The sequence below is a fragment of the Janthinobacterium sp. 64 genome (assembly GCF_002813325.1).
Lineage (GTDB): Bacteria > Pseudomonadota > Gammaproteobacteria > Burkholderiales > Burkholderiaceae_D > Janthinobacterium.
On record NZ_PHUG01000001.1, the window covers coordinates 3,161,788 to 3,188,608 of the forward strand.

25 protein-coding genes and 1 pseudogene are annotated in these 26,821 nt (G+C 63.8%); 12 read left to right on the forward strand and 14 right to left on the reverse strand.

What is annotated here, in order from left to right; all coding sequences use genetic code 11:
• Positions 1-10: 10 nt before the first annotated feature.
• The 4 genes from grpE to CLU91_RS13965 form a co-directional block, all read right to left on the reverse strand.
• On the reverse strand, positions 11-532 hold the full coding sequence (grpE, locus tag CLU91_RS13950; RefSeq protein WP_071075290.1) for a nucleotide exchange factor GrpE: 522 nt from the start codon (positions 530-532) through the stop codon (positions 11-13).
• Between the two features lie 344 nt (positions 533-876).
• On the reverse strand, positions 877-1,986 hold the full coding sequence (gene hemH / locus CLU91_RS13955; protein WP_100874643.1) for a ferrochelatase: 1,110 nt from the start codon (positions 1,984-1,986) through the stop codon (positions 877-879).
• A 142-nt stretch (positions 1,987-2,128) separates the two neighbouring features.
• Positions 2,129-3,796 (reverse strand): DNA repair protein RecN, encoded by a 1,668-nt coding sequence (recN, locus tag CLU91_RS13960; RefSeq protein WP_100874644.1) that lies wholly within the window; start codon positions 3,794-3,796, stop codon positions 2,129-2,131.
• A gap of 47 nt (positions 3,797-3,843) precedes the next feature.
• Positions 3,844-4,815: an NAD kinase gene (locus CLU91_RS13965; RefSeq protein WP_232730743.1), complete on the reverse strand. Its 972-nt coding sequence runs from the start codon at positions 4,813-4,815 to the stop codon at positions 3,844-3,846.
• A gap of 261 nt (positions 4,816-5,076) precedes the next feature.
• Here CLU91_RS13965 and CLU91_RS13970 point away from each other — a divergent pair, with 261 nt between their 5' ends.
• The 3 genes from CLU91_RS13970 to gloA all read left to right on the forward strand — a co-directional run bounded on the left by CLU91_RS13970 (position 5,077) and on the right by gloA (position 6,432).
• Positions 5,077-5,343 (forward strand): hypothetical protein, encoded by a 267-nt coding sequence (locus CLU91_RS13970; protein WP_100874645.1) that lies wholly within the window; start codon positions 5,077-5,079, stop codon positions 5,341-5,343.
• Between the two features lie 144 nt (positions 5,344-5,487).
• On the forward strand, positions 5,488-5,910 hold the full coding sequence (locus CLU91_RS13975; protein WP_100874646.1) for an OsmC family protein: 423 nt from the start codon (positions 5,488-5,490) through the stop codon (positions 5,908-5,910).
• 114 nt (positions 5,911-6,024) lie between these two features.
• Positions 6,025-6,432, forward strand: a complete 408-nt coding sequence (gene gloA, locus CLU91_RS13980; protein WP_100874647.1) for a lactoylglutathione lyase — start codon at positions 6,025-6,027, stop codon at positions 6,430-6,432.
• 4 nt (positions 6,433-6,436) lie between these two features.
• Here the strand turns inward: gloA and CLU91_RS13985 are convergent, their stop codons facing one another.
• Positions 6,437-7,342, reverse strand: a complete 906-nt coding sequence (locus CLU91_RS13985) for a LysR substrate-binding domain-containing protein (protein ID WP_100874648.1) — start codon at positions 7,340-7,342, stop codon at positions 6,437-6,439.
• A 91-nt stretch (positions 7,343-7,433) separates the two neighbouring features.
• Between CLU91_RS13985 and CLU91_RS13990 the strand changes: the two genes are divergently transcribed.
• Positions 7,434-7,901: a DMT family transporter gene (locus CLU91_RS13990; protein WP_232730745.1), complete on the forward strand. Its 468-nt coding sequence runs from the start codon at positions 7,434-7,436 to the stop codon at positions 7,899-7,901.
• A gap of 70 nt (positions 7,902-7,971) precedes the next feature.
• On the opposite strand, the gene CLU91_RS13995 is transcribed toward CLU91_RS13990, so the two are convergent.
• The 7 genes and pseudogenes from CLU91_RS13995 to CLU91_RS14025 all read right to left on the reverse strand — a co-directional run bounded on the left by CLU91_RS13995 (position 7,972) and on the right by CLU91_RS14025 (position 15,435).
• Complete coding sequence (locus CLU91_RS13995; protein WP_100874650.1) at positions 7,972-9,312, reverse strand: TolC family outer membrane protein; 1,341 nt, start codon at positions 9,310-9,312, stop codon at positions 7,972-7,974.
• Positions 9,313-9,452: 140 nt separating this feature from the next.
• Positions 9,453-9,776, reverse strand: coding sequence for a rhodanese-like domain-containing protein (locus CLU91_RS14000; RefSeq protein ID WP_100874651.1), 324 nt, complete (start codon positions 9,774-9,776; stop codon positions 9,453-9,455).
• A 13-nt stretch (positions 9,777-9,789) separates the two neighbouring features.
• Entirely contained in the window at positions 9,790-10,440 is a 651-nt protein-coding gene (locus tag CLU91_RS14005; RefSeq protein WP_100874652.1) for a protein-L-isoaspartate O-methyltransferase family protein, read from the reverse strand.
• Positions 10,441-10,610: 170 nt separating this feature from the next.
• The gene (locus CLU91_RS14010; protein ID WP_100874653.1) at positions 10,611-11,261 is read right to left on the reverse strand and encodes a TetR/AcrR family transcriptional regulator; all 651 of its coding nucleotides are present in this window, start codon (positions 11,259-11,261) and stop codon (positions 10,611-10,613) included.
• Between the two features lie 187 nt (positions 11,262-11,448).
• Positions 11,449-13,839, reverse strand: a complete 2,391-nt coding sequence (locus tag CLU91_RS14015; protein WP_100874654.1) for an ABC transporter permease — start codon at positions 13,837-13,839, stop codon at positions 11,449-11,451.
• Positions 13,836-13,991, reverse strand: a pseudogene (locus CLU91_RS28825) (ABC transporter ATP-binding protein); the annotation flags it as partial. The gene CLU91_RS14015 and the pseudogene CLU91_RS28825, both read right to left, overlap by 4 nt.
• Positions 13,992-14,139: 148 nt before the next feature.
• Complete coding sequence (locus tag CLU91_RS14025) at positions 14,140-15,435, reverse strand: efflux RND transporter periplasmic adaptor subunit (RefSeq protein WP_232730746.1); 1,296 nt, start codon at positions 15,433-15,435, stop codon at positions 14,140-14,142.
• A 420-nt stretch (positions 15,436-15,855) separates the two neighbouring features.
• Between CLU91_RS14025 and CLU91_RS14030 the strand changes: the two genes are divergently transcribed.
• Together CLU91_RS14030 and CLU91_RS14035 are read left to right on the forward strand one after the other, a co-directional pair.
• A complete protein-coding gene (locus CLU91_RS14030) occupies positions 15,856-16,719 on the forward strand; it encodes a head GIN domain-containing protein (RefSeq protein WP_100874656.1) in 864 nt (287 codons plus the stop codon).
• A gap of 69 nt (positions 16,720-16,788) precedes the next feature.
• The gene (locus CLU91_RS14035; protein WP_100874657.1) at positions 16,789-17,064 is read left to right on the forward strand and encodes a YkgJ family cysteine cluster protein; all 276 of its coding nucleotides are present in this window, start codon (positions 16,789-16,791) and stop codon (positions 17,062-17,064) included.
• Between the two features lie 14 nt (positions 17,065-17,078).
• On the opposite strand, the gene CLU91_RS14040 is transcribed toward CLU91_RS14035, so the two are convergent.
• Entirely contained in the window at positions 17,079-17,327 is a 249-nt protein-coding gene (locus tag CLU91_RS14040; RefSeq protein ID WP_157814695.1) for a hypothetical protein, read from the reverse strand.
• A gap of 146 nt (positions 17,328-17,473) precedes the next feature.
• Here CLU91_RS14040 and CLU91_RS14045 point away from each other — a divergent pair, with 146 nt between their 5' ends.
• From CLU91_RS14045 to CLU91_RS14065, 5 genes are all read left to right on the forward strand, one after another.
• Positions 17,474-18,244 (forward strand): DeoR/GlpR family DNA-binding transcription regulator, encoded by a 771-nt coding sequence (locus tag CLU91_RS14045; RefSeq protein WP_100874659.1) that lies wholly within the window; start codon positions 17,474-17,476, stop codon positions 18,242-18,244.
• A 33-nt stretch (positions 18,245-18,277) separates the two neighbouring features.
• Positions 18,278-19,426 carry an MFS transporter gene (locus CLU91_RS14050; RefSeq protein WP_100874660.1) on the forward strand — a complete coding sequence of 383 codons (1,149 nt, stop codon included), beginning with the start codon at positions 18,278-18,280 and terminating at the stop codon, positions 19,424-19,426.
• Positions 19,427-19,594: 168 nt separating this feature from the next.
• Complete coding sequence (locus CLU91_RS14055) at positions 19,595-20,440, forward strand: undecaprenyl-diphosphate phosphatase (protein WP_100874661.1); 846 nt, start codon at positions 19,595-19,597, stop codon at positions 20,438-20,440.
• 6 nt (positions 20,441-20,446) lie between these two features.
• Positions 20,447-22,270, forward strand: a complete 1,824-nt coding sequence (gene recQ / locus CLU91_RS14060; protein WP_100874662.1) for a DNA helicase RecQ — start codon at positions 20,447-20,449, stop codon at positions 22,268-22,270.
• Positions 22,270-22,734, forward strand: coding sequence for a hypothetical protein (locus CLU91_RS14065; protein WP_100874663.1), 465 nt, complete (start codon positions 22,270-22,272; stop codon positions 22,732-22,734). Before recQ ends, CLU91_RS14065 begins: the two co-directional genes overlap by 1 nt.
• A gap of 34 nt (positions 22,735-22,768) precedes the next feature.
• Here CLU91_RS14065 and CLU91_RS14070 read toward each other — a convergent pair whose 3' ends face one another.
• Positions 22,769-25,546: a M16 family metallopeptidase gene (locus CLU91_RS14070; RefSeq protein WP_100874664.1), complete on the reverse strand. Its 2,778-nt coding sequence runs from the start codon at positions 25,544-25,546 to the stop codon at positions 22,769-22,771.
• A gap of 188 nt (positions 25,547-25,734) precedes the next feature.
• Here CLU91_RS14070 and CLU91_RS14075 point away from each other — a divergent pair, with 188 nt between their 5' ends.
• Positions 25,735-26,712, forward strand: coding sequence for a LysR family transcriptional regulator (locus tag CLU91_RS14075; protein WP_100874665.1), 978 nt, complete (start codon positions 25,735-25,737; stop codon positions 26,710-26,712).
• The last annotated feature ends 109 nt before the right edge of the window (positions 26,713-26,821 follow it).

The following is a 26,821-nucleotide window of genomic DNA, read 5'->3' on the forward strand; positions in this document are numbered from 1 at the left end:
CGCACTCTGATTATTTTGCTTGCGCGGTCGTGACAATGGCTGGACGCAGCAGGCGGTCCGCAATCATATAGCCCTTTTGCAGGACGGATACGATGGTATTGGCTTCCTGCTCCGCTGGCACCACGGCAACAGCCTGGTGTTTCATCGGATCGAGCTTTTCGCCCTGCACCGGCAATACTTCCACCAGGCGGTTGCGCTCGAACGCGGCGTTCAGTTGCTTCAGGGTCATCTCGACGCCTTCTTTCAGCGATTCGATGGTCGGTGCTTCCACCGTCAGCGCCGTTTCCAGGCTGTCTTTCACCGGCACCATGGCTTCGGCAAAGCTTTCCACTGCGAATTTATGCGCTTTAGCAACATCTTCCTGCGCACGGCGGCGAATATTTTCGCCATCGGCCTTGGCGCGCATGAAGGCATCATGCATCTCTGCAAGACGCGCTTCGGTACTCGCCAGCTGCTCTTCCAAAGTAGGCTCTGCGGGAGCCGCGGCGTCCGCTTGCGGATTAGGTACAGCTTGGTTTTCCTGATCTTGCATCTAGAAAGCTCCTACAATCAATGACTTAAATGAGTTAGTCTAATTATCTTTACAACACTAACGGGCAGATGGGGCTATATCCTATTGTTTCAAGGGGTATGCATGGCAAAACCAGATTTACACCGATCCATGTTACAGCTATTTACAAAACGCTACCCATTTCGGCCAGCGGTCCGTGCGCGCCCCCTTGATTTTCCAGGCTTCCCACCATAAAGCGGGCATTCTACCAGCCGCGCCGCCACCATCGCCACTGGCGACGTTGCTATCTGGATAGTACTTTTGTCGCGCCAGACATGACAAAGCCGCGCAAGCGCGGCTTTTGACTGTCAAAAAATTTACTATTTTTAATTCGCCGCGCCCAGCGCCAGCGCCGCCGTGCGCGCCTGCTCGCCCGCTTTCTTGTCCGCCTCGCGCTGCGCCGCCGTCTTCATCGTCGGCCAGCCGATCATGTGTTGTTCGGCAATTTCCGCCAGGCCAGCGATCCAGGCTGGCGTTTCGTTCAGGCAAGCGATGTAATGAAACTGCTGGCCGCCGGCCGTTTCGAAATCATGCTTCGCTTCCATGGCGATCTCTTCCAGCGTTTCCAGGCAATCACTGGTAAAACCCGGACACAGCAGATCGACGCGCTTGACGCCCTGTTGCGCCAGCGCCACCAGGGTGGGCGCCGTGTATGGCTGCAGCCACTCGGCCTTGCCGAAGCGCGACTGGAAGGTCACCACGTATTGCTCTTTAGTTAATTTCAACTTTTCCGCCAGCAGGCGCGCCGTTTTCAGGCATTGGCAGTGGTAGGGGTCGCCCAGCAGCAAGGTACGCTTGGGCACGCCATGAAAGCTCATCACCAGTTTTTCCGGACGGCCATGCGCTTCCCAATGGTTCAGCACGGAATCGCGCAAGGCGTCGATATACGTGTCGTGCTCATGGTATTGCTTAATAAAACGCAATTCCGGCACATTGCGCACCGTGGCGTAATGGGAAAACACGGCGTCGTAGATGGAACCCGTCGTCGTGCCAGAATATTGCGGATAGGCCGGCAGGATGGCGATGCGCTCGCAGCCTTCGCTTTTCAGCTGGGCCAGCACGTCGGGCAGGGAAGGCGAACCGTAGCGCATGGCCATGGCCACCGTCACGCCGTCATGACCCCGCTCGGCCAGCGCGCCGGCCAGCAATTTCGCCTGCTTTTGCGTATGCACTTTCAGGGGCGAGCCTTCGCGCGTCCAGATCGACGCGTATTTCTTGGCCGACTGGCCCGAGCGGAACGGCAAGATGATCAGATTCAGGATGAACCACCAGACGATGCGGGGAATCTCCACCACGCGCGGGTCCGACAAAAATTGTTTCAGGTAGCGCCGCACGGCCGACGAGGTCGGCGCATCGGGCGTGCCCAGGTTGACCAGCACCACGGCGCTGCGGTCGATATTGCCATGCGTGTACGGCGGTTCTGTTTGAAATGACATGAAAGCTCTTCGAAGGCGTTGGATGGATTAGGCAGTTATTATAGTTGCATTGACTACTGGGGTCAGACCCCCAATGCCGCTAACGTCAAGCTCAGCGCTAACGCATCCGGGGGTCTGACCCCGGTCTGCCCCCAGCCATGAATCAAATCGCGAGCAATTCACGTGCATGCTTGCGCGTGGTGGCCGTGATTTCCAGGCCGCCCAGCATGCGCGCCACTTCTTCCACGCGGGCCTTGGCGTCGAGCATGTCGATGCGCGAGGCCGTCTTGCCATTGTCCAGGGTGCTTTTTGCCACCTGGAAATGCTGATTCGCCTGGCTGGCCACTTGCGGCAAATGGGTCACGCACAGCACTTGCCGTCCCTGCCCCAGACGTTTCAGCAGCCGCCCGACGACTTCCGCGACGGCGCCGCCGATGCCGCTGTCGACTTCGTCAAAAATGAGGGTCGGCGTGGTGGTGGCGTGCGAGGTGATGACGGAAATGGCCAGCGCGATGCGCGCCAGTTCGCCGCCGGAAGCGACTTTCGCCAGGGAGCGCGGCGCCGTGCCCGCATGGCCGGCGACGAGGAATTCCACTTGTTCGAGGCCATGGGCGGCCGGCTCGCAAGGATGGAGGGCAATCTCGAAACTGCCGCCCGTCATGCTCAGTTCCTGCATGGCGCGCGTGACGGCTTGCCCCAGCTCCAGGGCGGCCGCGCGCCGCGTGTCTGATAACCGCTCGGCCACGCTACGGTACTCGGCCTCGACCTTCGCTTCCTGGCGCAGCAAGCCCTCGATGTCGGAAGCGTCCGCCAGATGCTGCAGCTTTTCCGACAGCCTGGCGTGTTCTTCCGGCAATTCTTCGGGTGTGACGCGGAATTTGCGGGCCGTGCTGTGCATGGCTTCCATGCGCGCGTCGAGCTGGTGCAGGCGTTCCGGGTCCAGTTCCACGCGGTCCAGGTAATTGTTCAGCGCGTACACGGATTCCTGCAATTGTATGCGCGACGATTCGATCAAGTCGACGATCGGCTGCAATTCCGCATCGACGGAGACCAGCTTGCCCAGCTTCTGGTTCAGGCCCGACAGTTGCGACACGATCGGATGGTCTTCCGACTCGGAAATCATCGACAACGCTTCCTGCGCCCCTTCCAGCAGGCTGGCAGCGTGCGACAGGCGGCTGTGCTCGTTCGTGATGTCCGTCCATTCACCGGGCTTGGCGGCGAGTTTTTCCAGTTCGCCCACTTGCCATTCCAGGCGTTCACGCTCGTACAGCACATTGGCGGCATTCGTTTCAAATTCTTCGCGCTGGCGCACGAGCGCACGCCAGCGCTTGTGCAGGGCCGCCACTTGCCGCGCATCCTGTTCCGCGCCCGCTTCGCGCGCCGTCGCCTGGCCATCGAGCAAGGCGCGCTGCGCCTCGCTTTTCAGCAGGGACTGGTGCGCGTGCTGGCCGTGGATATCGACCAGCATGTCACCGAGTTCGCGCAGCTGCGCGGCCGTGGCGGGGATGCCGTTGATGTACGCTTTCGAGCGGCCCGCATTGTCGATTACGCGGCGCAGCAGCGCGCCGCCATCGTCGTTGGCGAATTCATTGGCCACCAGCCAGGCTTGCGCCACGTCGCTGACGGAAAAATCGGCCGTGATGTCGGCCTTGGCCGCGCCTTCGCGCACCACGCTGGCGTCGCCGCGCCCGCCCAGCGCCAGGGTCAGCGCATCGATGAGGATGGACTTGCCGGCGCCCGTCTCGCCCGTCAGCACGCTGAAGCCGGCGGAAAATTCCAGTTCAATGGTATCGACAATGACAAAATCGCGAATGGACAGTGTATGGAGCATGGCTTCAGTGGTTAGGCGGCGCACCGCGGGTTAGCGAGGAGAAAAAATTAGCTGAGCTTGCCCTCGCCAGACGGGTACTCATTCCAGTGCAGTTTTTCACGCAGGGTGTTGTAGTAACTCCACCCTTCCGGATGCAGGAAGGTAATCGTGTGCGGCGAACGGCGGATGAGGATGCGGTCTTGCTGCACCAGGCTGGCAAAGGTCTGCATGTCGAAATTGACGCTGATATCGCGCCCGCGCACGATTTCCACGACGATCTGGCTGGAGTCGGGCAGGACGATGGGCCGGTTCGACAGCGCATGCGGGGCAATCGGCACGAGCACGATGCCGCCCAGGGTCGGGTGCAGCAGCGGGCCGCCGGCCGACAGCGAATACGCGGTCGAGCCCGTGGGCGTGGAAATGATCAGGCCATCGGAACGCTGGTTGTACATGAAGTGGCCATCGACCTCGACGCGCAATTCGGCCATGCCGGCACCGCCGCCGCGCGAAACGACGACATCGTTGACGGCCATGCCCACGTGGATCGACTCGCCGTCGCGCAGCACACTGCCTTCGAGCAAGGTGCGGCGTTCGGCCTTGAAGCGGCCGCCAAGAATTTGCGCCAGCACGGGCAGCATGCGCTCAAGCGGAATGTCGGTCATGAAGCCCAGACGCCCCTGATTGATACCGATCAAGGGCACGTCGAATGGCGCCAGCTGGCGCGCAATGCCCAGCATGGTGCCGTCACCGCCCATGACGATGGCGCAATCGGCGGCGGCGCCGATCTCGGCCGGCGACATGGCGCGCACGCCGGGAAACGCCAGGTTCAGGTGCGCGGCCGTTTCCGCCTCGAAGACCACCGTGTGGCCCAGCACTTGCAGGAAATCGACGATGCTTTTCACGGGCTCGGCAATGCCATCCGTATTCTGGCGCACGACGAGGGCGATGGTCTTGGCGCCCAGGTTGAAGCGCTCGCCCGGGGCTGGCAAGGTCGCGGCTGGCTGTTCGGCGCGTTGTTCGGCGTGTGTATCGACGGGCATAAGAGTCTCGGTAGTGAATTCGGTGGCAAACCGCCCCAGGCTGTCGCGTCGCACGCCGGCATCGCATGTACTGTATATATGCACAGTATAGTGCGGCTGCCGTGTACCCGCAAGGGGCGTTCTTGGTGTTGCATGCAGTGTAGCGCAGAAAAAGAATCGTCCATGCGTGCGCCAGCGCTCCCTGCAGGGGCAAATCCGCTTGCGCGCGGCCCAGGGCGGCGGGACACTGGCCTCACATCATTTTTACTGTCAGGAGGCCATATGGTTGCCCAGCATAGCGAACGCAAGATCAATACCGATGAAAAGGTCAAGAATGACGGCGTCGACCGTCTGCCGCACGAGCGCGACGAATCGCCCGATGCGCAAAACGTGCGCCCGCGCAAAATCATGCAGCAGGCGGCCAGCGACCTGGAACAGGGCCTGGTCGACACGGACCGCCACGCCCAGCCCGGCGTGGAAAAGGTCAAGCCGGCCGCGCCGCAACAGGCCCGCCCCGACACGCAACTGGAACCAAAGAAGGCACGCTGAGTCGAACTGTCAGGCCCGCGACTTTGCCGACTCCGCGCCGTGTAGGCATTGGCGCCGCACATGCGCCCCCTGTGTGGCGCAACGAACGGAAGGGCAAAGGAGGCTCGCGCATGATGGACACTCGAACCACGCAAGGAGTACATCATGAAAAAAACAGGATCAGCCGTCTGGAGTGGCGGCCTTAAAGATGGCAAAGGATTTATTTCCACCGAAAGCGGTGCGCTCGACAATGTGGCATACGGCTTCAACACGCGCTTTGAAGACGGTCCCGGCAGCAATCCGGAAGAGCTGATCGGCGCCGCGCATGCGGCCTGCTTCACCATGGCCCTGTCCGGCCAGCTGGGCGAGGCGGGCCTACGCGCCACAGCCCTGAAAACCACGGCCGACGTCAGCCTGGAAAAAATCGATGGCAGCTATGCCATCACGGCCGTCCACCTGACCCTGGTGGCCACCATTCCCGGCGCCACCGAAGAAACGTTCCAGGATGCGGCACTGCGCGCCAAGCTCGGCTGTCCAGTATCGAAGTTGCTGGCCACGGAAATTACCCTGGACGCCCGTCTGGAGTAATGCCGGCATGCCGTCCGCTGCTGCTCCATCACCGGGCGGCAGGGGCGGTCTCGGCAAGAAAGCCATAAACCGCATAAAATCCTGCCATTCCCCTATCACCATCAAGGATTTACGATGCGTATTTTGCACACCATGTTACGGGTCGGCGACCTGCAGCGCTCCATCGATTTTTACACCAGGGTCCTGGGCATGAAGTTGCTGCGCACCAGCGACAATCCTGAATACCAGTACACGCTGGCCTTCGTCGGCTATGGCTCGAACCCCGACCACGCGGAACTGGAACTGACGTATAACTATGGCACCACCAGCTACGAGCTGGGCACGGCCTATGGCCACATCGCCATCTCGGCCGACGACATCGTCGCCGCCTGCGACGCGGCACGCGCGAATGGCGGCAACGTCACGCGCGAACCGGGCCCCGTGAAAGGCGGCAACACGGTCATCGCCTTCATCACCGATCCGGACGGCTACAAGATCGAATTGATCGAGCGCAAGTTCGACGGCCAGGGCGGCGGCTTGTAATAGCTCAGCCTGGCTCGGCGGCCTGGGCAATGGCCGCGCGCAGCCAGGCGATGCCCGCATCGCCGTCCGTACGGCGGTGCCGTATCGCTTCAAACGCAAACGGCGCGATGGCAAACGGCGCAGCATACAGCGCCAGCCCTTGTGCCGCGCTGCCGCGCAAGGCGCGCCGCGCCACCGTCAACATCAAGTCCGTCCCCAGCACGACATCCGCTGCGACCGTCCAGTACGGCACGCGCACGGCGATGCGGCGCGCCTGGCCCAGCTGAGCCAGCGCCGCATCGACTTCGGCCGCCATGCCGCCTTCGCTGGATGCCACCAGCACATGGGGGCGCGCCAGATAGGTTTCCAGGCTCAACGTTTCACCGTCCGCCAGGCTGGCCGGATCGAGCGCGCACACGAACGTTTCCTCGAACAGGGTTTCTCGATGTAACTGCTCGGGCAGTTGCGGGAACACGCCCAGCGCCAGGTCGATCTCGCCATCCTGCACGCCGGCCACCACGGCTTGGCGGCTGGCGTAGCTGATGGCCAGGTCGATGCCGGGCGCTTCCACGCGCAAGCGGCGCAACAAGCGCGGCAAGAGCAAGGCCGCGCCGTAATCCGACATGGCCAGACGAAACATGCGCTGCGCCGTGGCTGCCTCGAAGACGGCGCCGCCGAGCACGGAACGCACGCTTTGCAGTGCTTCGGCCAGCGGCCGCGCCAGTTCCAGTGCGCGCGCCGTTGGCTGGAAGCCGCCCTTGCCGCGCAGCAGCAGCGGGTCGCCGAGCAAGTGGCGCAAGCGGGCCAGCGCATGGCTGACGGCAGGCTGGCTCATGTGCAAGCGTTCGGCCGCGCGCGACAAATGGCGCTCGCTGAGCAGCGCGTCCAGGATCACCAGCAAGTTCAAATCGACGGCGCGCAGATTATTCATTTGGTGCATGATTGACTGACAAAGTACGAATTGGATTTAATCATGACAGCATAATACGATGGTCCCATCAACTCAACTGTGGGAGTCACCGATGCATGCATGGATTACCGTATTTGCCCCGCTGGCCATGCTGGCCGGCGCCGTCGTCCCCTTCCAGGCGGGCGCGAATGCCGCACTGGGCCGCAACCTGGGCCACCCGCTGTGGGCCACCCTCGCCTCGCTGGCCGTCAGCGCCGTGCTCGCCTTGCTGGTGATGCTGCTCTGGCGAGTGCCGGCGCCCGATGTCGGCCTCGCCATGCGCGGACCGGGCTGGTCCTGGCTGGGCGGCGCGGCCGGCGTGTTTTATATTACGGCCGCGCTGATGCTGGCGCCGCGCATGGGCTCCGGTCCCTTCATGGCGGCCGTCATCGGCGGACAAATGCTGGCCGCACTGGCCATCGACCGCTACGGCTTGCTGGGCTTTGCCGTCAAACATATTTCTCCGCTGCATTGGGCCGGCGCGGGCCTGGTGGTGGCCGGCGTGATCCTCACACAAATAGCCAACAGCCGCACCGTGTGAAAACACGTCAAGACGAAAAAAAAACCAGCGCCGTTGCCGGTGCTGGTTTTCATTCAGAGCAAGATCCCGCTTACTTGTCGAGCAAGGCGTTGACGGGCATCAAGTCCGTTTCCTTCAGGGTGCCGGCCGCCGCCTTCAGGCGCAAGCCGTTCATGATGGTGTCGTAGCGCGCCTTCGACAGATCTTTTTGCGTCGAGAACAATTGTTTCTGTGCATTCAATACGTCAATATTGATGCGCACGCCCACTTGATAGCCGAGCTGGTTCGACTCCAGCGCCGACTTGCTCGACACTTCCGCCGCTTCCAGCGCCTTGACTTGCGCCAGGCCGCTGTTGACGCCGAGGAAAGCCTGGCGCGCGCCTTGCGAGGCCGTGCGGCGCGCCGTTTCCAGGTCGTTGCGGGCCTTGTTTTCCAGCGCGATCGATTCGCGCACCTTGCTGGTGACGGCAAAACCGCTGAAAATCGGGATGCTCCACTGCACGCCGATGGCGTTGTTGTTGTTGCCGTTGCCATTGCCGCCACCCGAGGTGTAGCTATGGCCCGTGTTGGCGATCAGGTCCAGGGTTGGATAGTGGCCGGCGCGGTTGCGGCCGATGTCACGCTTGGCCGATTCCACGTTGAACTGGGCCGTGACGACGCCGTAGTTCTGCTCTTCGGCAGACGACACCCATGGCTCGACCGCGGCCGGTTCCGGCGCGCTGATGACCACGCCCGTGCGCATCGGCGCCAGGCTCGTTGGCGCTTCGCCGATGATGGTTTGCAAGGCGCTGCGCTTGTTGGCCAGGTCATTGATGGCGGCAAATTCCTGCGCCACCACCAGGTCGTACGCCGCTTGCGCTTCGTGCGTGTCGGTAATCGTTTGCGTGCCCACTTCGAAGTTGCGCTTGGCCGATGCCAGTTGCTCCGTCGTGGCGACCTTTTGCGCCTGCGTCGCGCCCAGGTTGTCCTGCGCGCTGAGCACGTCGAAATACGCCTGCGCCACGCGCGTGATCAGGTCTTGCTGCACCTGTGCAAATTGCGCTTCCGCAATCGCTTGCGCCAGCTTGCTTTGCTGATAGGTTTCCCAACGGTCCCAGCGGAACAGCGGCTGCGCCAGAGTCAGGTTGTAGCTGTTCGTGCGCACGTTGACGGACGGCGAGGTGATCTTGTTGCCGCCATTGTTCTGGCTGATCTGTTCCTGATTGCCACGCGTATTGCTGCCCGACGCAGAGATTTGCGGCAGCAAGCCTGCCATCCCCTGCGGAACCCGCTCCATCCCGGCCGACAGGGCCGCGCGCGCGCTCGCATACTGCGCGTCATTGGCCAGCGCCTGCTGGTACACCTGGATGAGATCGGCCGCCTGTGCTTGCAACGAGCATGTCATCGAGACAAAGGCGCTGGTCATCAGCACGGCGATAAGGGGTTTCCGCATTGCATTTCTCCGTTGGAGTCGTCAAAAGTTGATGGAATCAAAAATCTGCTACCGCTTGCCTTGCGCCCGCCGGATCAGCGGGTACAGGCCTCCGCAGGCATGCGGGAAAACATGCCTGGGTGCATCTACTGCAAAATAACTTAGTATGTAGGCATCGCGCCGTCGACTTGCTGCGCCCAGGCATGCACGCCGCCCGTCAAATTACTGATCTTGCCAAAACCATTGCGTTCCAGGAAGGCCGCCACCTGCATGCTGCGCATGCCGTGATGGCAGATACAGACGATCTCGGCATCTTCATCGAGGTCATCGATGCGCGCAGGAATCGAATTCATCTGCATCAGCGTGGCACCATCGAGGTGGCACAAGTCGAACTCCCACTGTTCCCGCACGTCCAGCAACAGCGGACGCGGGCGGGAAGGGTCAGCCAGCCAGGCGGCCAGCTGCGGTGCACTCAAATGCTCCATCGAATCGGTCGCCTCAGAACTGGAAATGCGACGGTGCAACGGCTTGCAGCGGCGTGACATTGGTTTCAAACAGCTTGCGCGTGTCATAAGCCTTGTCCGAGCTGCGCGTGATCAGGTGCGCCGACATGATCGGCGCTTCGCCGATGATGGCCAGGATGCGGCCACCGACTTTGACTTGTTGCAACAGCGCTTCCGGCAACACGGCCAGGGCGCCGGACACGACGATCACGTCGTACGGTGCGCCCTTGCTCCAGCCCTGGGCGCCGTCGCCCAGTTCCACGGTGACGTTCGTCACGCCGTTGGCGGCCAGGTTCTGCTCGGCCAGGGTTTTCAATTGGGGAACGATTTCCACGCTCGTCACATGGCGTGCCTTGTGCGCCAGCAAAGCGGCCATGTAGCCGCTGCCGGTGCCGATCTCCAGCACATTTTCATGCTTTTTGACGGCTACGTCTTGCAAAATGCGCGCTTCCAGCTTCGGCGTCAACATGCATTCGCCGCCGCCCAGTGGAATTTCGGTATCGACGAAGGCCAGGTTTTTATAGGCGACCGGCACGAAATCTTCACGCTTGACCACGTTCAACAGCTCCAGCACGTCGATATCCAGTACGTCCCATGGACGGATCTGCTGTTCGATCATATTGAAGCGGGCTTGTTCGATATTCATCTTTGGACTCGGTAAGTGAAGTAATAATCCGCCATTTTATCGTTGAACTGGCTGAAAGCACATGTTAACCATAAAGGCGGGGAATGGAGGAAATTTGCGACGATCTGCAGATTTGGGGGGGCGAACCTTGGAAAAGGGGCAACTGAACGGTTATAGCCAGGCCCGGCGCATCAGCTTTTCCCGGGCGCCTCCACCTGCAGGCTGCGCAAGCTCATGTCGATAAACGCATCCATGTAGGCGAGCGGATCGATATTCTTGACCTCGCATGGCAAAAAGGAGTGCGTCCACATCATCAGCATGGTGACGGGCGCGCTGAGGATGGTGCTGACCAGAACGGGATCAACCTGGCGGAATTCGCCACGCTGCATGCCCCGTTCCAGCAGGCTGACGATCAGCGCATTGCCGCGCGTGACGACTTCTTCGTTGTAAAACTGCGCCAGTTCCGGGAAATTGTTCGCTTCGGCCAGCATCAGCTTGGTCAAGCCGGCCAGTTTCGTGGCGCCGAACTCTTCCCACCACTGCATCATCACCTTGCGCAACAACTCGGCGCTGCTGCTGTCCGAGGCGGCCATGCTGTCTTCCGCCTCGCCGATCGATTGCACGATATTGTCGCGCACCACGGCCTTGAACAGCTCTTGTTTATTCTCAAAGTACAGGTACAAAGTGCCTTTCGACACGCCTGCCCGCTTGGCCACATCCTCCAGACGCGTCGATGCGAAGCCCCGTTCGACAAACAGGTCGAGGGCGGCGGCGAGCAATTCCTGCGGACGGGCATCCTTGCGCCGCTCCCAGCGGGGCTTGGTATCAATCGGGGCTTGCATGTATCTTTCCAAGTAACTTACTTTTGAGTCATTAATAGTAGTCCTGTCTACCGCCGAGGTCAAGCGCGGGCCGCCGCCAGGCCCATCCTGCTGGCTGACGTGCACGCTCGCCATTGTAACGCGTCGCTGTGGCAAGGCGCCCATCGGCCGGGAGCGCCGAAGGCTGACGCCATGCCGCCAGCCCGCCTCAATCGCGCAAGGCTTGCGCCGGCGCCATGCGCATGGCCGACCAGGTGTGCCGCACGGTGGCCAGTAACGCCACCAGCATGGCCAGCAGCAATGCCGCCGCCAGCGGCCAGGCGCCCACCGGCGCGCGTTCGACAAAGCCGGCCAGGTAGCGCGCGATGCCCAGGGCCGCCAGCGGCAGGCCCAGTACGGCACCGGCAGCCAGCAGCAGCATGAACTCGCGCCCCACCAGGCGGGCGATGGCGGCGCGGCCCGCGCCATGCAACTTGCGCAGCACAATTTCGCGGCTGCGGCGCTGCACGCTGTAGGCCGACAGCACGTAGATGCCGAAGGCGGCGAGCAGCAGGGCGATCAGGCTGGCCAGGCCGAGCATGCGCGCCAGACGCAGATCCTCGGCATACATCTGCACCAACAGGCTTTGCGCCGTGCGCAGTTCCAGCATCCGCTGCGGAAAATAGCGCCGCCACAGCGGCTCGATGCGCGCATGGGCCGCTGCCACATCCTCATTGCTGCGCAGGGACAGTGCGCCGCCGTGGCGCAAATCGAACAGCATCGGCTGGGCCGCCTGGCGCATGTCCTGGAAACGGATCGGCGGCGCAATGCCGATAATCACCTGCCCGGCCGGCATCGCCTGTCCCACGGCGGCCTGCGGCGTGGGATAGCCCAGCGCCAGCGCCGCCGCCGCATTGAGTACCACCACCTGGCTGCCGATCCGGTCCTGCGCCGCATCGAACAAGCGCCCGTGCAAGGGCACGATGCGGTGCAGCGCAAACCAGCTTGGCGTCATGGGTTTGTATTCCAGGCGCACGTCGCGCCCGTCGCGCGTCCTGACGCTGCCAACGACCTTGCTGCCATCGCGCCCGACCGCTTCCGCGATGCCCGCCACGCCGTCGATGCCGGGCAGACGCGCCAGCGCCTCTTCGAAGGCGCGCGCCTGCGGGCTGTCTTCGCTCCCGGGCGGCAAATCCAGCACCAGCAAGCCATCCGGCGTGAAACCCGGCGAGGCGTGGCTGCCATACCAGGATTGCCAGCCGACCGCCAGGGTCGCGGCGCACAGCTCCATGGCGGCGCCGAACTGCAATACCGTCAGCACGCGGCGCAGCCACAGGCCAGTCGCTGTTTCGCTGTTGCCGCGGCCCGCCAGCGCGGGACCGGGCCACACGTGCAGCGCGCACCAGGCGGGATAGGCGCCAGCACACAAGCCCGTGAGCACGCCAAACAGCAAGGCGCCGGCGCAGCGCCAGGCGGTGAACATGTCGTCCAGCGGCCGCTGTACCAGCTCGGCGAAGAGCGGCAGCGCCAGCCAGGCCAGCAGCAAGCCCGCGGCGGCGGCCAGCAACGCCGTCAGCACCGACTCGGCCAGGAACTGCTGCACCAGGCGCGCCGCACCGGCGCCGAGCAGCTTGCGCACGCCAATTTCGCGCTGGCGGCGCAAGGTGCGCACGGTGGCCAGATTCACGTAATTGATGACGGCCAGGGCCAGTATCAGCAGCGCCAGCACGGCCAGTCCCGCCACGCTGGCGCGCTGCCCGTGGCGCGCCACAGCGCGGCTGTGGTACAGGTCCGCATCGAAATAAGCCTGCGCCAGCGGCAGCAGCGCGATGTCGGTGACGTTGCGCCCCGCAAGCGCGCGGCCCATGGATGCCCCGCGCACCTGCCGGTCTTGCGGCGAGTCGTTGAGCGCCTGCTGCAGCAGCGCCGCCAGCGCGCCGGGGTCTGCGCCGGGGCGCAGCTGCAGGTAGATGGCGCCGCGCCCCGTGCCGGCAAAAGCAGCCTCGCGCTGCGCCGCCGGCCAGGCACTGCTGAGCGTACCCACCAGTACTTCATACGGCACGCTGGTATTGCGCTGATGGTCCGGCAGGATGGCGCGCACCTTCAGCGTGACGCCGCCGATCTGCAGCAGCTGGCCCAGCGCGGATGCGTCGGTAAACAGCTTGCGCGCCGCCGTCTGCGTCAGCGCCACGGCATCGGGCTGCGCCAGCGCCGACCGCAGATCGCCCTGCAGCGCCGTGACGCCGAACAGACTGGCAAAATCCGCATCGACCGCTTGCACGTTCAGCGCATACGGGCGCTCGCCGCGCTGCACCGGCAAATCCAGTTGCTTGACGATGCTCGCCATGCCGACCGCGCCGCTGCGCTGCGCCACGTCGCGCAGCGACAGATAGGCAAAGTTCTGCCACTCGGGGCGGATGAACAGATTGATGCGCTGCTTGACCAGCAGCACGCGCTCGCGCTGCGGCACCTGGCTATCGTAACCCAGGCTGTAGCCGACAAAGCCCAGTAGCAAGAAGCAGGCAGCGAAACCCACCGCCAGCCCCAGGATGACGGCCGCCGAGGCGCCCCGCTGCTGCGCCAGCAGGCGCCAGCCAATGCGAAAATCGGCCGCCTTCATGCGGCTTGCAAGGCGTCGACCATGACGCGGCCATCCAGCAGATGCAGCGTGCGCGATGCCTGCGCCGCATGGTCGGGCGAGTGCGTCACCATCACCACCATCGTGTGCGCCGTATCGAGGTTGCCCGTCGGTTCATCGGCCAGCAAGACGGCCACGTTCTGGCCCTCGAAGCCGTATTCGCCATGACTGGGAATATCGAGCAATTCCAGGGCCGGGGTCTGGATATCGCCTGACTGATGCAGCTTGCTGACGCCAACTAGTTTGAGCATGGGTGCTACCTTTATGGACAATGAGGGGAATTTACCGGCTGATCTGCAATCTGGGGGAATTTCCATACGCCGCATAGGCCGACAGGATCACGCGCTCACCTGCCTGCAGCCCTTGCAGCACTTCGAGCTGGCTGTTGTTGCGCCGGCCGATGCGCACGGCGCGCCGCTGCGCCTGGCCGCCGGACGCATCGAGCACGTAGACCCAGGCGCCGCCGCTGTCGTTGATGAAGGCGCCGTTCGGCAGCAGCAGCGCGGCGGCCGGCTCGCCCAGGGTAATCTGCGCATCGAGGCTTTGCCCAGGATTGAGCACGGGCGGCTGGCCATGCGTAAACACCAGTTCCACCGTGAAGCGGCCCTCCTTGATCTGCGGATAAATCGTCTGCACGCGCAGCGCGTAATGTTGCCCAGCCTGGACGATGCTGGCTTGCCGCCCGGCCGCCATGCGGTTCAGGTAAAACTCGTCCACCCTGGCCGACAGCTTGTAGCGCACAGGGTCGTCGATGCGGCCCACATTCTTGCCCGTCGCGATAGACTCGCCCACCTGCAGCCGGAAGTCCGTCAGCCGGCCGGCGGACGGCGCGCGCACGGCCAGGGCGTCGACCGTGGCGCCGACCAGCAGCAAGCCGGAACTGAGGCCGGCGATGGACGCGCCAAGCTGGCTGGCCGCATCGCGGCGCACCATCGACTCCGCCTGCGCCGCCTGCTGTTCCTGCGCCAGCGCGCGCTGCTGCTGCAGCAGCGTGTCGGCCGACTCCTCCAGCGCCACGCTGGAAATGAAGCCCCGCGCCGCCAGCCTGACATTGCGCGCATGCTGCTTGCCACCCTGCTGCAGCGCGAACGCCAGGTCATCCAGGCGGCGCTGGTGCTCGCTGGCGCTGGCCTGCTGCGCCACGCGCAAATTGGACAAGTTGAAAATCTGCTGCGCATGTTCGGCCTTGCGGGCCAGCAGTTCCAGGTTACGCTGCGGATTGGAGATGCGGAACAGCAGCTGTCCCTTGCTCACCAGTGCGCCATCACTGGCAAGCACCTCTTCGATGCGGCCCGACTCGACCGAATCGAGGAGCACGGAATGCAGCGGCTCGGCGCTGGCGCGCACCACCACTTCATCGAGAAAAATACCGCGAGTGGCGGTACCGATGCGCAGTTCGGCGACAGGCACCTGCAAGCCGCGCGGCATCGCCCACCAGCCGGCCGCGGCCAGCGCGGCCAGCAACAGCATGCCCGCCAGGCCGGCAACGACAAGTTTGCGCCGGCTGCGCGGCACGCGCGTATCCATGGCGGCGCCGCTGGGCGGCAAATGGGGCATGGCAGATGGGGGAGAACGCATATGTATTTTCACGTCTTTCGCACAGGTATTCGCCACCTATCAGCAAGCAGCGTGCCAGCGGCAAGCGCCTCGCGGACATGCGCCACGCGACCGTTCGCCAAGCCGGGCGGCGCGGCGCCGTGTGCCCCAGTGTCCCGCAGTGTCCATTTCCGGACAGCGGCTGTTCGCAAGCGCACAGCGCCGGCCAACGAGCATGCCCGCGCGGCCGGCGCCGGCGCCTGTTTTCTGCTCAGCTTTTAAGCCGGACGGCACCGCGTCAGGTGCATGCACATGCAGTTCACGCCGCGTTTTACGCAGTTCGTCGCATTTCCCTTCAAGCTAACGTGTCACCTTGCTATCTTCTTATCGACAGCACGGCAACCGCGGCGCGGTAGCCGGCTTTTTCTTGTCCCGAACTAAAACAATGATAAAGGAAACACCATGCGTACCTTGCTGGCCCTGTGCTGTGCCGTTGCCCTTGGCGGTTGCGCCATCGTCATCAACCCCAACGATGGCGAAGTGCGCTATGCCGACGCGGGTGCCATCCAGGGCAACGAGCAAGTGAGCCGCGAGGTGCGCCAGATCAGCAGCTTGAGCGGACTCGATATCGACAACATGATGCGCATCCACATCAAGATCGACGTACGCGTCGGTCCCGCGCCATCGCTGGTGATCGAAACGGACAGCAACCTGCAGCCGCTGATCCACAGCGAGGTCAGCGGCAATACCTTGCGCATCTGGAGCGACGCGAACATTCGCAGCAGCAACGGCATCCACGTCATCTACACGACGCCGCAACTGAGCAAGATCAATATTTCCGGCACCGGCCGCCTGGTGGTCAATGGTTTCAATGGCGAAGACCTGAAGCTGGTGCAGCGCGGCTCAATGCAGAGCGATCTGTCGGGCAAGGCCGGCCACCTCAAAGTGGCCAGCCACGGCTCGGGCAGCATCAACGCGTCAGCGCTGAGCAGCGGCAATAGCGAGGCCGTCCTGAACGGTTCCGGCCGCATCAATATGGGCCCGGTAAACGGCGACACGGTCAAGCTGGCCGTCAACGGCTCGGGCAGCATCAGCGCCAGCGGCCGCGTACGGCGCCTGGACGCCAGCGTCAACGGTTCGGGCGATCTCAACCTGGCGTCGCTGAACAGCGACGTGGCCCAACTGTCCAGCAGTGGCTCCGGCGACATCGACGCCACCGTTCAGAATGACGTCAACGCCCGCGCCAGCGGTTCCGGCCGCATCACCGTGCATGGCGATCCGGCCCGCCGCACCCTGTCCGGCACGAGCGTCAGCGTGGTGCGCTAATCGCGCTCTGGCGAAGCGCGTGGGCCGGCTTGCTATACTGTCGGCCCCTGTCCCTTTTCACTCATCGCCATGCCGTCCCCCGCCGTTTCCCTGGCATGCCGCCCATCCTGCGGCGCCTGCTGCACCGCACCGTCCATCACCAGCCCGATTCCCGGCATGCCGGATGGAAAACCTGCGGGCGTGCGCTGCGTGCAACTGGCCGATGACAACCGCTGCAAGATCTTTGGCCAGCCGCAGCGGCCCGCGTTTTGCGGCGGCTTGCAGCCATCGGCCGACATGTGCGGCGATAGCCGCGAACATGCCATCCACTGGCTGGACGAGCTGGAACGGCTGACGGCACCCTGAACACCAGCAGTGCTTTAGTCCGCGGCGTTTGTCCGCACCAAGGCCCGCTCTTCGTCACGCAGGCGCTTGTATTCCATCAGCAAAAAAACCACCAGATAGGCCAGCAGCGCGAGCAGGGACGCACGCGCATCGCTCCAGTCCAGCGTGCCGTGGCGCTTCCAATGCAGTGCATTAAAAACGATCAGCATGCCCAGGACACCCCACCCACTGCGGCGCATCACGCGGCCCAGCAAGGTTGCCATTAACGATTTACTGGAGAACATGGTTTCCTTTGTTTGTTCCATTTTCCCCAACTGTACGCACTTCATATCCCTACGGCAATACCAGCACGCGCACAAAAGTCACCTTGACTCGGTTTGCACGTTTGCGTATATTTATGCGCATTCCTGCACGTTTTAGAAATAGACCCATGTCCGCCACCCTGCTCCTCAAACAACGCCACGCGCTGATCCAGCAACAATTGCACGCCGACGGCCGCGTGCTGGCGCTGGACCTGGCGCGCCAGCTCGATGTCTCTGAAGATACGATACGGCGCGACCTGCGCGAGATGGCGGCGGCCGGCCTGTGCCAGCGCGTGTATGGCGGTGCCCTGCCGCTGGCGCCCGACGGCGGCACCTTGATGCAGCGCAAGCAGGAAGCGCCCGAGCGCAAGGCGCGCCTGGCGCAGGCGGCCGTGTCGCTCGTGCGCGCCGGCCAGGTGCTGTTTTTTGATGCGGGCTCGACCAACCTGGCCATCGCCAGCGCCTTGCCGGAGTTAACGCTCACTGTCATCACCAACGCGCCAGCCATTGCCATGGCCCTGATGGAACGCCCGGAAATCGAGCTGATCATGGCTGGCGGCAGGGTCGACCGCCGCGCGGGCGCCAGCCTGGGACCGCAGGCGCTGCGCACGGTCGAGCGCATGCATCCCGACCTGTGTTTCCTCGGTGCTTGCGGCGCCGACGCGGACGCGGGCGTGACGGCATTCAACTATGACGAGGCCGAATTCAAGCGCAGCATCGCCGGCGCCAGCAAGGCCGTCGTCGTCGCCGTCACCAGCGACAAGCTGGGCACGGCCGCGCCTTTCGGCGTGCTGGCCACGGGCTTGCTGCAGCACCTGGTGCTGGAAGCCGATGCCGACGCGGCCCATGTGGCCGCCTTTCAACGGCTGGGCGTGCAAGTGTTGCGCGCCCGCGTCTGATTTTATCCACCCCGACTCTGGAAAAGCTCTCCCATGCATCTCACCGGTACCCTGCAACAACGCGCCACGCGCCTGGTCTTTTTTGCCGCCGGCCTCGGCATGGCCGCCTGGGCCCCGCTGGTTCCCTACGCCAAGTCGCGCCTGGGCCTCGATGAAGCCACGCTCGGCATTTTGCTGTTGTGCCTGGGCGCCGGTTCGCTGTGCGCGATGCCGTTTACGGGCATGCTCACGGCACGCTTCGGCTGCCGCAAGGTCATCGTCTGCGCCGGCCTGCTGCTGACCGCCATCCTGCCCGGCCTGGCGCTGGCCGCCACGCCGCTGCAACTGGGCCTGGTGCTGCTGGTGTTCGGCGCGGCCATGGGCACGTTTGACGTGGCCATCAACATCCAGGCCGTGATCATCGAAAAGGCCAACGGCGGCGCCATGATGTCAGGCTTTCATGCCTTGTTCAGCGTGGGCGGCTTTGCCGGTGCAGCCTGCATGGCCCTGCTGCTGTGGCTGGGCCTGACGCCGGCCTGGTCCTGCGTGGTGGTGATGCTGCTGCTGTGCGGCGTGCTGGGCGCGGCGCAAGGCCATCTGCTGCCGACCGCGTCCGCAACCGGCGAAAAGACGCCGCTGTTCGTCATGCCGCATGGCGCCGTCATTTTCATCGGCTTGCTGTGCTTTATCGTCTTCCTGGCCGAAGGCGCCATCCTCGACTGGAGCGCCCTGTTCCTCACCACCACGCGCGGCGTGGCAGAAGCCAAGGGCGGCCTCGGCTATGCCGCCTTCGCCATCGCCATGACGCTGGGCCGCTTCACGGGCGACAAGGTGGTCAGCCGCTTTGGCGGCAAGCGCGTGCTTACTTTCGGAGGCTTGTGCGCGGCCAGCGGCTTTTTCCTGGCCGTATTGGCGCCGCATGCGAGCCTGGCCATGGCAGGCTTCGTGCTGATCGGCCTGGGTGCGGCGAACATCGTGCCCATCCTGTTTACGGCGGCGGGCAACCAGCGCGCCATGCCGGCCAGCCTTGCCGTGGCGGCCATCACCACCATCGGCTATGCAGGCATCCTGGCCGGCCCGGCCGTGATCGGTTTCATCGCCCACGCCACCAGCCTCAATATCGCCTTCGCCATGCTGGGCGCCGCCCTGCTGCTGGTGGCGGCCAGCGCGCGCCTGGTGGCGCCGGCAAAACAGGCTTCCTGATCGTCCCCTCCGCCTGTCGGTCGGCGCTAAAAAAGCACCGTCCGACAGCGCCCAAATAAGGTCGGCAAGGCTCTGTCGTGGTAAGCTTCGACCCCGCGCACCTTGCTGGCGCCACGCGCTCACCCCATCCTGCCACTTATACCCGTACTTATACTCTTTTATACATCTATGGATCTCATTCTTGCGTTAAAAGCCATCATCATGGGGCTGGTCGAAGGTTTTACCGAATTCTTGCCGATTTCGTCCACGGGACATCTGATCCTGGCCGGCAGCCTGCTCGACTTTACCAAGGATGTCTCGAAAGAAGTCATGGATGTCTTCGAAATCGCCATCCAGGCCGGCGCCATCCTGGCCGTGTGCTGGGAATACCGCCAGCGCATCGGCAGTGTGCTGTCCACCTTCAGCACCGAGGTCAAATCGCGCAAGTTCGTGCTGAACGTGGCCATCGCCTTCATCCCGCTTGCCGGGATCGGACTGGCGATTGGCAAGATGATCAAGCATGCACTGTTCAAGCCCGTGCCCGTGGCCATGGCCTTCATCATCGGCGGCATCATCATCCTGCTGGTGGAGCGCCGCGCGCGCATCAATCCCGTCACCGTACGCGTCAACTCGGTCGATGAAATGACGCCGCTCGACGCCTTGAAAGTGGGCTGCGCGCAGGCGTTTGCACTGATTCCCGGCACCAGCCGTTCCGGCTCGACCATCATCGGCGGCATGCTGCTGGGCCTGTCGCGCAAGACGGCTACCGAATTCTCGTTCTTCCTGGCCATCCCGACGTTGCTGGCCGCCACCGCCTATTCTCTGTACAAAGCGCGCGACATCCTGTCGGCCACCGACGTGCCCCTGTTCGGCCTGGGCACCGTGGCCGCCTTCATCTCCGCCTTCCTGTGCGTGCGCTGGCTGCTGCGTTACATCAGCTCGCACGACTTCACGTTTTTTGCCTGGTACCGCATTGTGTTCGGCTTGCTGGTCCTGGCCAGCGCCCACTACGGCTGGGTTGTTTGGGCAGAATAAGGCACTATGAATCAAGATCTTGAGCAGCGCGCGCTGCACCTGCTGCAAACCGTTTTCGGCTATCCGGCCTTCCGCGGCCAGCAAGCCGATATCGTCGACCACGTCAGCCATGGCGGCGATGCGCTGGTGCTGATGCCCACGGGCGGCGGCAAGTCGCTGTGCTACCAGATTCCCGCGCTGCTGCGCGATGGCGTAGGCGTCGTCGTCTCGCCGCTGATCGCGCTGATGCAGGACCAGGTGGACGCTTTGGCCGAAGTCGGCGTGCGCGCCGCCTTCCTCAATTCCACGCAAACCTACGAAGAAGCGAGCCGCATCGAGCGCCTGGTGCGCACGGGCGGCATCGATGTCGTCTACGTGGCGCCCGAGCGCCTGATGACGCAGCGTTGCCTGGACCTGTTCCAGGCATCGAAGATCTCGCTGTTCGCCATCGACGAGGCGCACTGCGTGGCCCAGTGGGGCCATGACTTCCGTCCCGAATACATCAAGCTGTCGGTGCTGCACGAGCAGTTCCCGGACGTGCCGCGCATCGCGCTGACCGCCACGGCCGACCCGCAGACGCGCGCCGAAATCGCCCTGCGTCTGCAGCTGGAAGACGCGCGCCAGTTCGTCTCGTCCTTCGACCGCCCGAACATCCGCTACCAGATCGTGGAAAAGGCGAATGGCCGCAAGCAGCTGCTCGACTTCATCAACACGGAACACGCGGGCGACTGCGGCATCGTTTACTGCCTGTCGCGCAAGAAGGTCGAAGAGACGGCGGAATTTCTGAACCAGAGCGGCATCCGCGCCCTGCCCTATCACGCCGGCATGGAGTACGCCAAGCGCAGCGCCAACCAGGCGCGCTTCCTGCGCGAAGAAAACATCGTCATGGTCGCCACCATCGCCTTCGGCATGGGCATCGACAAGCCCGACGTGCGCTTCGTGGCGCATCTGGATCTGCCGAAAAGCATCGAGGGCTATTACCAGGAAACGGGACGCGCGGGCCGCGACGGCATGGCCGCCAACGCCTGGATGGCGTACGGCTTGCAGGACGTGGTGCTGCAGCGGCGCATGATCGACGAATCGGAAGCGGACGACACCTTCAAGCGCGTGCTGGGCGTGAAACTCGACGCCATGCTGGGCCTGTGTGAAACGCTCAGCTGCCGCCGCATGCGCTTGCTCGAATACTTCGGCGAACCGGCTTCGCCGTGCGGCAATTGCGACACGTGTCTGGTGCCACCCGTATCCTTCGACGGCACGGTGCCCGTGCAAAAACTGCTGTCGGCCATCTACCGCGTCGACCAGCGCTTCGCCGGCGGCCACGTGATCGACGTGCTGCGCGGCGTGGAATCGGAACGCATCAAGACCTGGCACCACGATTCGCTGTCGGTGTTTGGCATCGGCTCGGACCTGGGCGAAGCGGAATGGAAAGCGATCCTGCGCCAGGCCATCGCGCTGGGCCTCGTCTCGGTCGACCATGAACAATACAGTTCGCTGAAACTGACGGACGCCTCGCGCCCCGTGCTCAAGGGCGGCCAGAAGGTGCAGCTGCGCCAGTACCAGAAACCGGTGAAAACCAGCAAGCGCAGCACCAGCGTGGCGAAAGGCTATGTCGAGACGGATCTGTCGACCAGCGAGCAGGCGATCTTCGACAAGCTGCGCTGGTGGCGCGTGGAGACGGCGCGCACGCACAACGTGCCCGCCTACGTCATTTTTGTCGACGCCACCCTGCGCGAAATCGCCAAGGCCAAGCCCACCTCGCTGGAACAGATGCGCGGCGTGAGCGGCGTGGGCGAGAAAAAACTGGCCTCGTACGGCGACGAAATCGTCGCCATGATCCTGGAGATGATGTGATGGAAGCACTCTCGCCCGACCTGATCTATCAGGCCGTGAAAATCCTCGGCGCCCAGCCCGACGCCGACGACGCGGTGGAAGCGCAAGTCCGTGCCCTGGTGCAGGACGAGCTCACCGTGCGCCGCCTGGCTGACGTGGTACCGGAAGCCTTCGGCCTGGTGCTGGCGTCGCACCTTCCCGGCGCCGAAAACATGACCTTGCCCGACACCTTCTGCGCCCAGGACGAGGACGAGGAATGGGTGGAGTTCCCCCTGCGCCGCGAGCCGATCTTTGTCGTCGCCGCGGACATCGCCCAGCATACCTTCCACAACGGCCCGCGCGCGCTGATACAAAACCTGGCCGACCGCAGCTCCCTGCTGGCGGCCATCAACAAGGCCCTGAACGCGGGCGGCTCGCTCGACGGCACGACGCTGGGCCCGCCGTCCTTCTTTGGCCTGCCGGCATCTCTGTACCAGGCGGCATAATAAAAAACGGCGCCCACGGGCGCCGTTTCAACGATTATCGTGCCAGCGGCACGCCGTCGGCATCGAGTACCGTCACCTCGCCCCAGCCCAGTTCGCGCACGCCCGCCTCGATCTTGCGCAGGTCGCCGATGACCAGCCACACCAGCTCGTCGGGCCGCACGAACCTGGCGCCGGCACTTGCCAGCTGCGCTTCGTCGAGCGTCCGCATCCTGGCCGAATAAGCGGACCAGTACGTGTCAGGCAAACCCTGGTTAAGGCTCGTCAATGCCGCCGAATCGAGTGCTGCCAGGGTTTCAAAACGGCCAGCCAGGCGCGAGTTCATATTGCGCATGATGCTGTTGAACTCTTCGCCCTGCACCGGCCGCTCGCCCGCCACGCCGCGGATTTCCTTCGCCACTTCCTGCATCGCCTCGCGCGTCTTGTCCGTCTGGACTGGCGCCAGCACCATGAAGGCGCGCTGGCCGCGTGGACGCGTCAGCACGCCGCTGGTGCCGTAGCTCCAGTGCTTGTCCAGCCGCAGATTGCGGTTCAGGCGCGAGGTGGCCATGCCGCCGAAGTTCTGCATCAAGGGTTCCATCGCCAGGTCTTCCGGCTGTCCCGGCGGCAGCGACAGGTGCGCGGCGACAATGGTCGATTGCGGCGCGTCGGGTTTGTCGATCAGGAAGACGCGCTTGCCCGCCGTGCGGCCCGGTGCGGCCAGCGCCTTGGCCGGCGCGCTACCGCCCTTCCAGCTGCCGAACGACGCTTCCAGTGCCGGCATCAGCTGCGCCAGCGTGGTGTCGCCTGTGACGATAAGGGTGGCGCTGCCCGGCTTGAACCAGGTGGCGTGCCATTGCGCCACGTCGGCGCGCGTCAGGCCTTGCACGCTGTTGACATCGCCAGAAGCGGGCCGGCCATAGGCATTCTCCGTGCCATACAGGATAGCCGGCATGATGCGCATGGCCAGGCCGGTCGGCTGGGCCTTTTCCTGGCCGATCTGCGCCAGCCGGCGCTGCTTCTGCTGCGCGAACAGGTCCTCACCAAAGGCCGGCTGCAGGGCCGCGTCGGCCATCAGCGCCAGCGATGGCGCCAGGTTGCCCGCCGTCGATTGCAGTCGCAGCAGGGAGAGGTCGTCCAGCGAACTGCTGGACAGGCTGGCGCCCAGCGATTCAAGCGCGTCGGATAGCTGGAAGGTATTGCGCGTGCGCGTGCCCTTGTCGAGCAAATCCATGGCCAGCGACGCCGTGCCCGCCTTGGCGGCGCTATCCGAGGCGCTGCCCGCGTCGAGTGCCAGGGTCACGTTGACGATGGGCGCCGCGTGCCGCTGCAGCAGCACGACCTTCACGCCATTTTTCAGCTGCGCGCGCTCGATGGCGGGAAACGCCACGTCGGGCGGCGTGCCGAGGGCCGGCAAAAGCTTGCGGTCCAGCGTGGATTTTTCCACCGCCAGCTGCGCGAACGGTTTGACGGTCATGGTGTGGCTGTAGCCATTGAGCCAGGCCGCGCCGCTGCGCCGGACTTGCTCCGGCGTGGCATTGGCGACCGCTTCCAGCTTGTCCAGATACGCTTCCGGCGTGGCGCCGAACGTCGCGTTCTCCGACAGCAGGTTGGCCCGACGGCCGAGACGTTCGTTGCCACGCGCTACTCCCGCCAGTGCGCTCGTCTTGACGCGCGCCAGCTCCGCTGCCGTCGGTCCCTGCACCAGCAACTGCTGCAGCACGCTCTCCATCTCGCGCTCGGCATCGGCGGGCGAGACGCCCGGCTTGACCGTCACGATGATATTGAAGGTGCTGCCCAGCTCTCCTTCGTTGACGCCCGCCTGGACGGATGTCGCCAGGCTTTTGTCGTACACCAGGCGGCGCATCAGGCGCGAACTCTTCGACCCCGCAAGCACATCGGCCAGCAGCGACAGGCGCGCCACTTCGGGGTCGCTGACCGCCGGCGCATGGTAGCTGCGGTAGATGCGTGCCTGCGGCACGCGGTCTTCCATCTCGCTGCGGATATTGCTGTCCAGGCGCGGAATCCAGCTCTGCGTGCGCGGCAGCGGCGGGCCCGGCGGGATGGCGCCGAAATACTGCGTCACCAGCGCCAGAGCGCGCTCCGGCGTGATGTCGCCGGCCAGCGAAATGACGGCGTTGTTCGGGCCATAATAGGTGCGGTACCACTGCTTGATATCGTCCAGCGAAGCGGCATTCAAATCGTCCATGCTGCCGATCGTCGACCATGAATACGGGTGCGAATACGGATACATCTGCGCACTGATTTCTTGCCACACGCGGCCGTATGGCTGGTTCTCGCCCTGGCGCTTTTCATTCTGCACCACGCCGCGCTCGCGTTCGAGCATCTCCTTCGAGATGTAGTTACCCAGGTAACCCATGCGGTCCGATTCCAGGTACAGCGTACGCTCCAGCGCGGACACCGGCACGTCTTCATAAAAATTGGTGCGGTCGCCATCCGTTGTGCCGTTGCGGTTGCTGGCGCCCAGGTCGTCCATCGCCTCACGGAAGCCGTGCGGGTAATTTTCCGACCCGTTGAAGAAGAAGTGCTCGAACAGGTGGGCAAAGCCCGTCTTGCCGCGCTGTTCGTTGCGCGAACCCACGTGGTACCACAGGTTCACGGCCACCACGGGCACGCTGTGATCCTCATGCACGATCAGGGTCAGGCCGTTCTTGAGCACGAATTTCTGCTGCTTGAGGGCGTAAGTGCTGCGCTGGAACGGCACCTGGGCGGCCGGCGCCGCTGTCGCGGATGCAGCCGGCGTGGCGGCATGCAGGGGAACGACCATTTGCGCGGCGGCGGAAAGGGCCAGGGATATCAATAATTTCTGTTTCATTGCATTCCTGAAAAAAGAAAACTTCGCATGGGAAGATGCGGCGCAGCAGGCACCATGGCTGGCCGCAGCAGTGAAGTATTCTGCCAGATGTTTTAGATAGCAAAGAATTATTTATTGCATTTTAGAAATCTCGCCCGGCGGGCGCCTGCGCCCTTTGCATTTGCCCATAAAGGCGGTACGATCCTGCGATGGAAACCAAATGGCTGGAAGACTTCATCTCGCTCGCTGAAACGCATAATTTCAGCCGTTCCGCGGCCCTGCGCCACGTCACCCAGCCGGCCTTCTCGCGGCGCATCCAGTCGCTGGAAAACTGGCTCGGCATCGACCTGGTCGACCGCACCTCCTACCCCACGCGCTTGACGCCGGCCGGCGCCGTGTTCTACGAACAGGCGCTGGAAATGCTGGGACAAATCAATGGCGTGCGCGCCCTGTTGCGCGGCAAGCGCGCGGCCACGCAAACGAGCGTCGATTTCGCCGTGCCGCATACCCTGTCGCTGACCTTCATGCCGAAGTGGCTGACGGCGCTGGAAGACGGTTTTGCGCCGATCAACAGCCGTTTGATGGCGCTGAACGTGCACGATGCCGTGCTGCAGCTGGTCGACGGCGGCTGCGATCTGCTGCTGTGCTATCACCATCCGCGCCAGCCGGTGCAGCTGGACCCGGGCCGCTACGACATGCTGGTGATGGGCCGCGAAACCGTGCGCGCGTATGCGCGCTGCGGCCAGGACAAGGTGCCGGACTTCGTCCTGCCCGGCAGCGCCAAGGAGCCGCTACCCTTCCTCTCCTACACCAGCAACGCCTACCTGGGCCGCATGGTGGAACTGCTGGTGGCCGACGCCAAGGCACCGCTGTTCCTGGAAACCTGCTACGAAACGGACATGGCCGAAGGCCTCAAAATGATGGCGCTGGAAGGGCGCGGCATCGCCTTCCTGCCCGAATCGGCCGTCATGCGCGACGTCAAATACAAGCACCTTGCACGCGCCGATGGCGGCGCGCCAGGCTGGGAGATCGAGCTGGAAATCCGTTTATACCGCGAACGCCCGTCGGGCCTGCGTCCCGGAAAACCCATCGTCGAAAGCCTGTGGCAGTACCTGGTGCAGGCGCAGGATGGCAAGGCGCGCGGCGGCAAGCGCCGCAAACGCGCCAGCGAGACTGCGACATCCTGACTGGCAATCCTGGCAATACAACTATGCAATAAATGCATAACCGGATGCGCACAAAGCATTGGCCGGGGCATGAGGCTATCGCCTACGATGCGGTTCCGCTGCGCGCAGC

Excerpts from the sequence above, each read along its gene's own strand:
- recN (WP_100874644.1), bottom strand. The coding sequence starts at position 3,796 with ATGCTCCATACACTGTCCATTCGCGATTTTGTCATTGTCGATACCATT.
- CLU91_RS13985 (WP_100874648.1), bottom strand. The coding sequence starts at position 7,342 with ATGAATAATCTGCGCGCCGTCGATTTGAACTTGCTGGTGATCCTGGAC.
- CLU91_RS13995 (WP_100874650.1), bottom strand. The coding sequence starts at position 9,312 with ATGCGGAAACCCCTTATCGCCGTGCTGATGACCAGCGCCTTTGTCTCG.
- CLU91_RS13970 (WP_100874645.1), top strand. The coding sequence starts at position 5,077 with ATGGTTGCCCAGCATAGCGAACGCAAGATCAATACCGATGAAAAGGTC.
- CLU91_RS13965 (WP_232730743.1), bottom strand. The coding sequence starts at position 4,815 with ATGCCCGTCGATACACACGCCGAACAACGCGCCGAACAGCCAGCCGCG.
- CLU91_RS14070 (WP_100874664.1), bottom strand. The coding sequence starts at position 25,546 with ATGAAACAGAAATTATTGATATCCCTGGCCCTTTCCGCCGCCGCGCAA.
- CLU91_RS14005 (WP_100874652.1), bottom strand. The coding sequence starts at position 10,440 with ATGAATATCGAACAAGCCCGCTTCAATATGATCGAACAGCAGATCCGT.
- CLU91_RS14055 (WP_100874661.1), top strand. The coding sequence starts at position 19,595 with ATGGATCTCATTCTTGCGTTAAAAGCCATCATCATGGGGCTGGTCGAA.
- CLU91_RS13990 (WP_232730745.1), top strand. The coding sequence starts at position 7,434 with ATGCATGCATGGATTACCGTATTTGCCCCGCTGGCCATGCTGGCCGGC.
- CLU91_RS14065 (WP_100874663.1), top strand. The coding sequence starts at position 22,270 with ATGGAAGCACTCTCGCCCGACCTGATCTATCAGGCCGTGAAAATCCTC.
- grpE (WP_071075290.1), bottom strand. The coding sequence starts at position 532 with ATGCAAGATCAGGAAAACCAAGCTGTACCTAATCCGCAAGCGGACGCC.
- CLU91_RS14050 (WP_100874660.1), top strand. The coding sequence starts at position 18,278 with ATGCATCTCACCGGTACCCTGCAACAACGCGCCACGCGCCTGGTCTTT.
- CLU91_RS14035 (WP_100874657.1), top strand. The coding sequence starts at position 16,789 with ATGCCGTCCCCCGCCGTTTCCCTGGCATGCCGCCCATCCTGCGGCGCC.
- CLU91_RS14045 (WP_100874659.1), top strand. The coding sequence starts at position 17,474 with ATGTCCGCCACCCTGCTCCTCAAACAACGCCACGCGCTGATCCAGCAA.
- CLU91_RS14025 (WP_232730746.1), bottom strand. The coding sequence starts at position 15,435 with ATGCGTTCTCCCCCATCTGCCATGCCCCATTTGCCGCCCAGCGGCGCC.
- CLU91_RS14010 (WP_100874653.1), bottom strand. The coding sequence starts at position 11,261 with ATGCAAGCCCCGATTGATACCAAGCCCCGCTGGGAGCGGCGCAAGGAT.
- CLU91_RS14040 (WP_157814695.1), bottom strand. The coding sequence starts at position 17,327 with ATGTTCTCCAGTAAATCGTTAATGGCAACCTTGCTGGGCCGCGTGATG.
- recQ (WP_100874662.1), top strand. The coding sequence starts at position 20,447 with ATGAATCAAGATCTTGAGCAGCGCGCGCTGCACCTGCTGCAAACCGTT.
- CLU91_RS14075 (WP_100874665.1), top strand. The coding sequence starts at position 25,735 with ATGGAAACCAAATGGCTGGAAGACTTCATCTCGCTCGCTGAAACGCAT.
- CLU91_RS14000 (WP_100874651.1), bottom strand. The coding sequence starts at position 9,776 with ATGGAGCATTTGAGTGCACCGCAGCTGGCCGCCTGGCTGGCTGACCCT.
- CLU91_RS14015 (WP_100874654.1), bottom strand. The coding sequence starts at position 13,839 with ATGAAGGCGGCCGATTTTCGCATTGGCTGGCGCCTGCTGGCGCAGCAG.
- hemH (WP_100874643.1), bottom strand. The coding sequence starts at position 1,986 with ATGTCATTTCAAACAGAACCGCCGTACACGCATGGCAATATCGACCGC.
- CLU91_RS13975 (WP_100874646.1), top strand. The coding sequence starts at position 5,488 with ATGAAAAAAACAGGATCAGCCGTCTGGAGTGGCGGCCTTAAAGATGGC.
- CLU91_RS14030 (WP_100874656.1), top strand. The coding sequence starts at position 15,856 with ATGCGTACCTTGCTGGCCCTGTGCTGTGCCGTTGCCCTTGGCGGTTGC.
- gloA (WP_100874647.1), top strand. The coding sequence starts at position 6,025 with ATGCGTATTTTGCACACCATGTTACGGGTCGGCGACCTGCAGCGCTCC.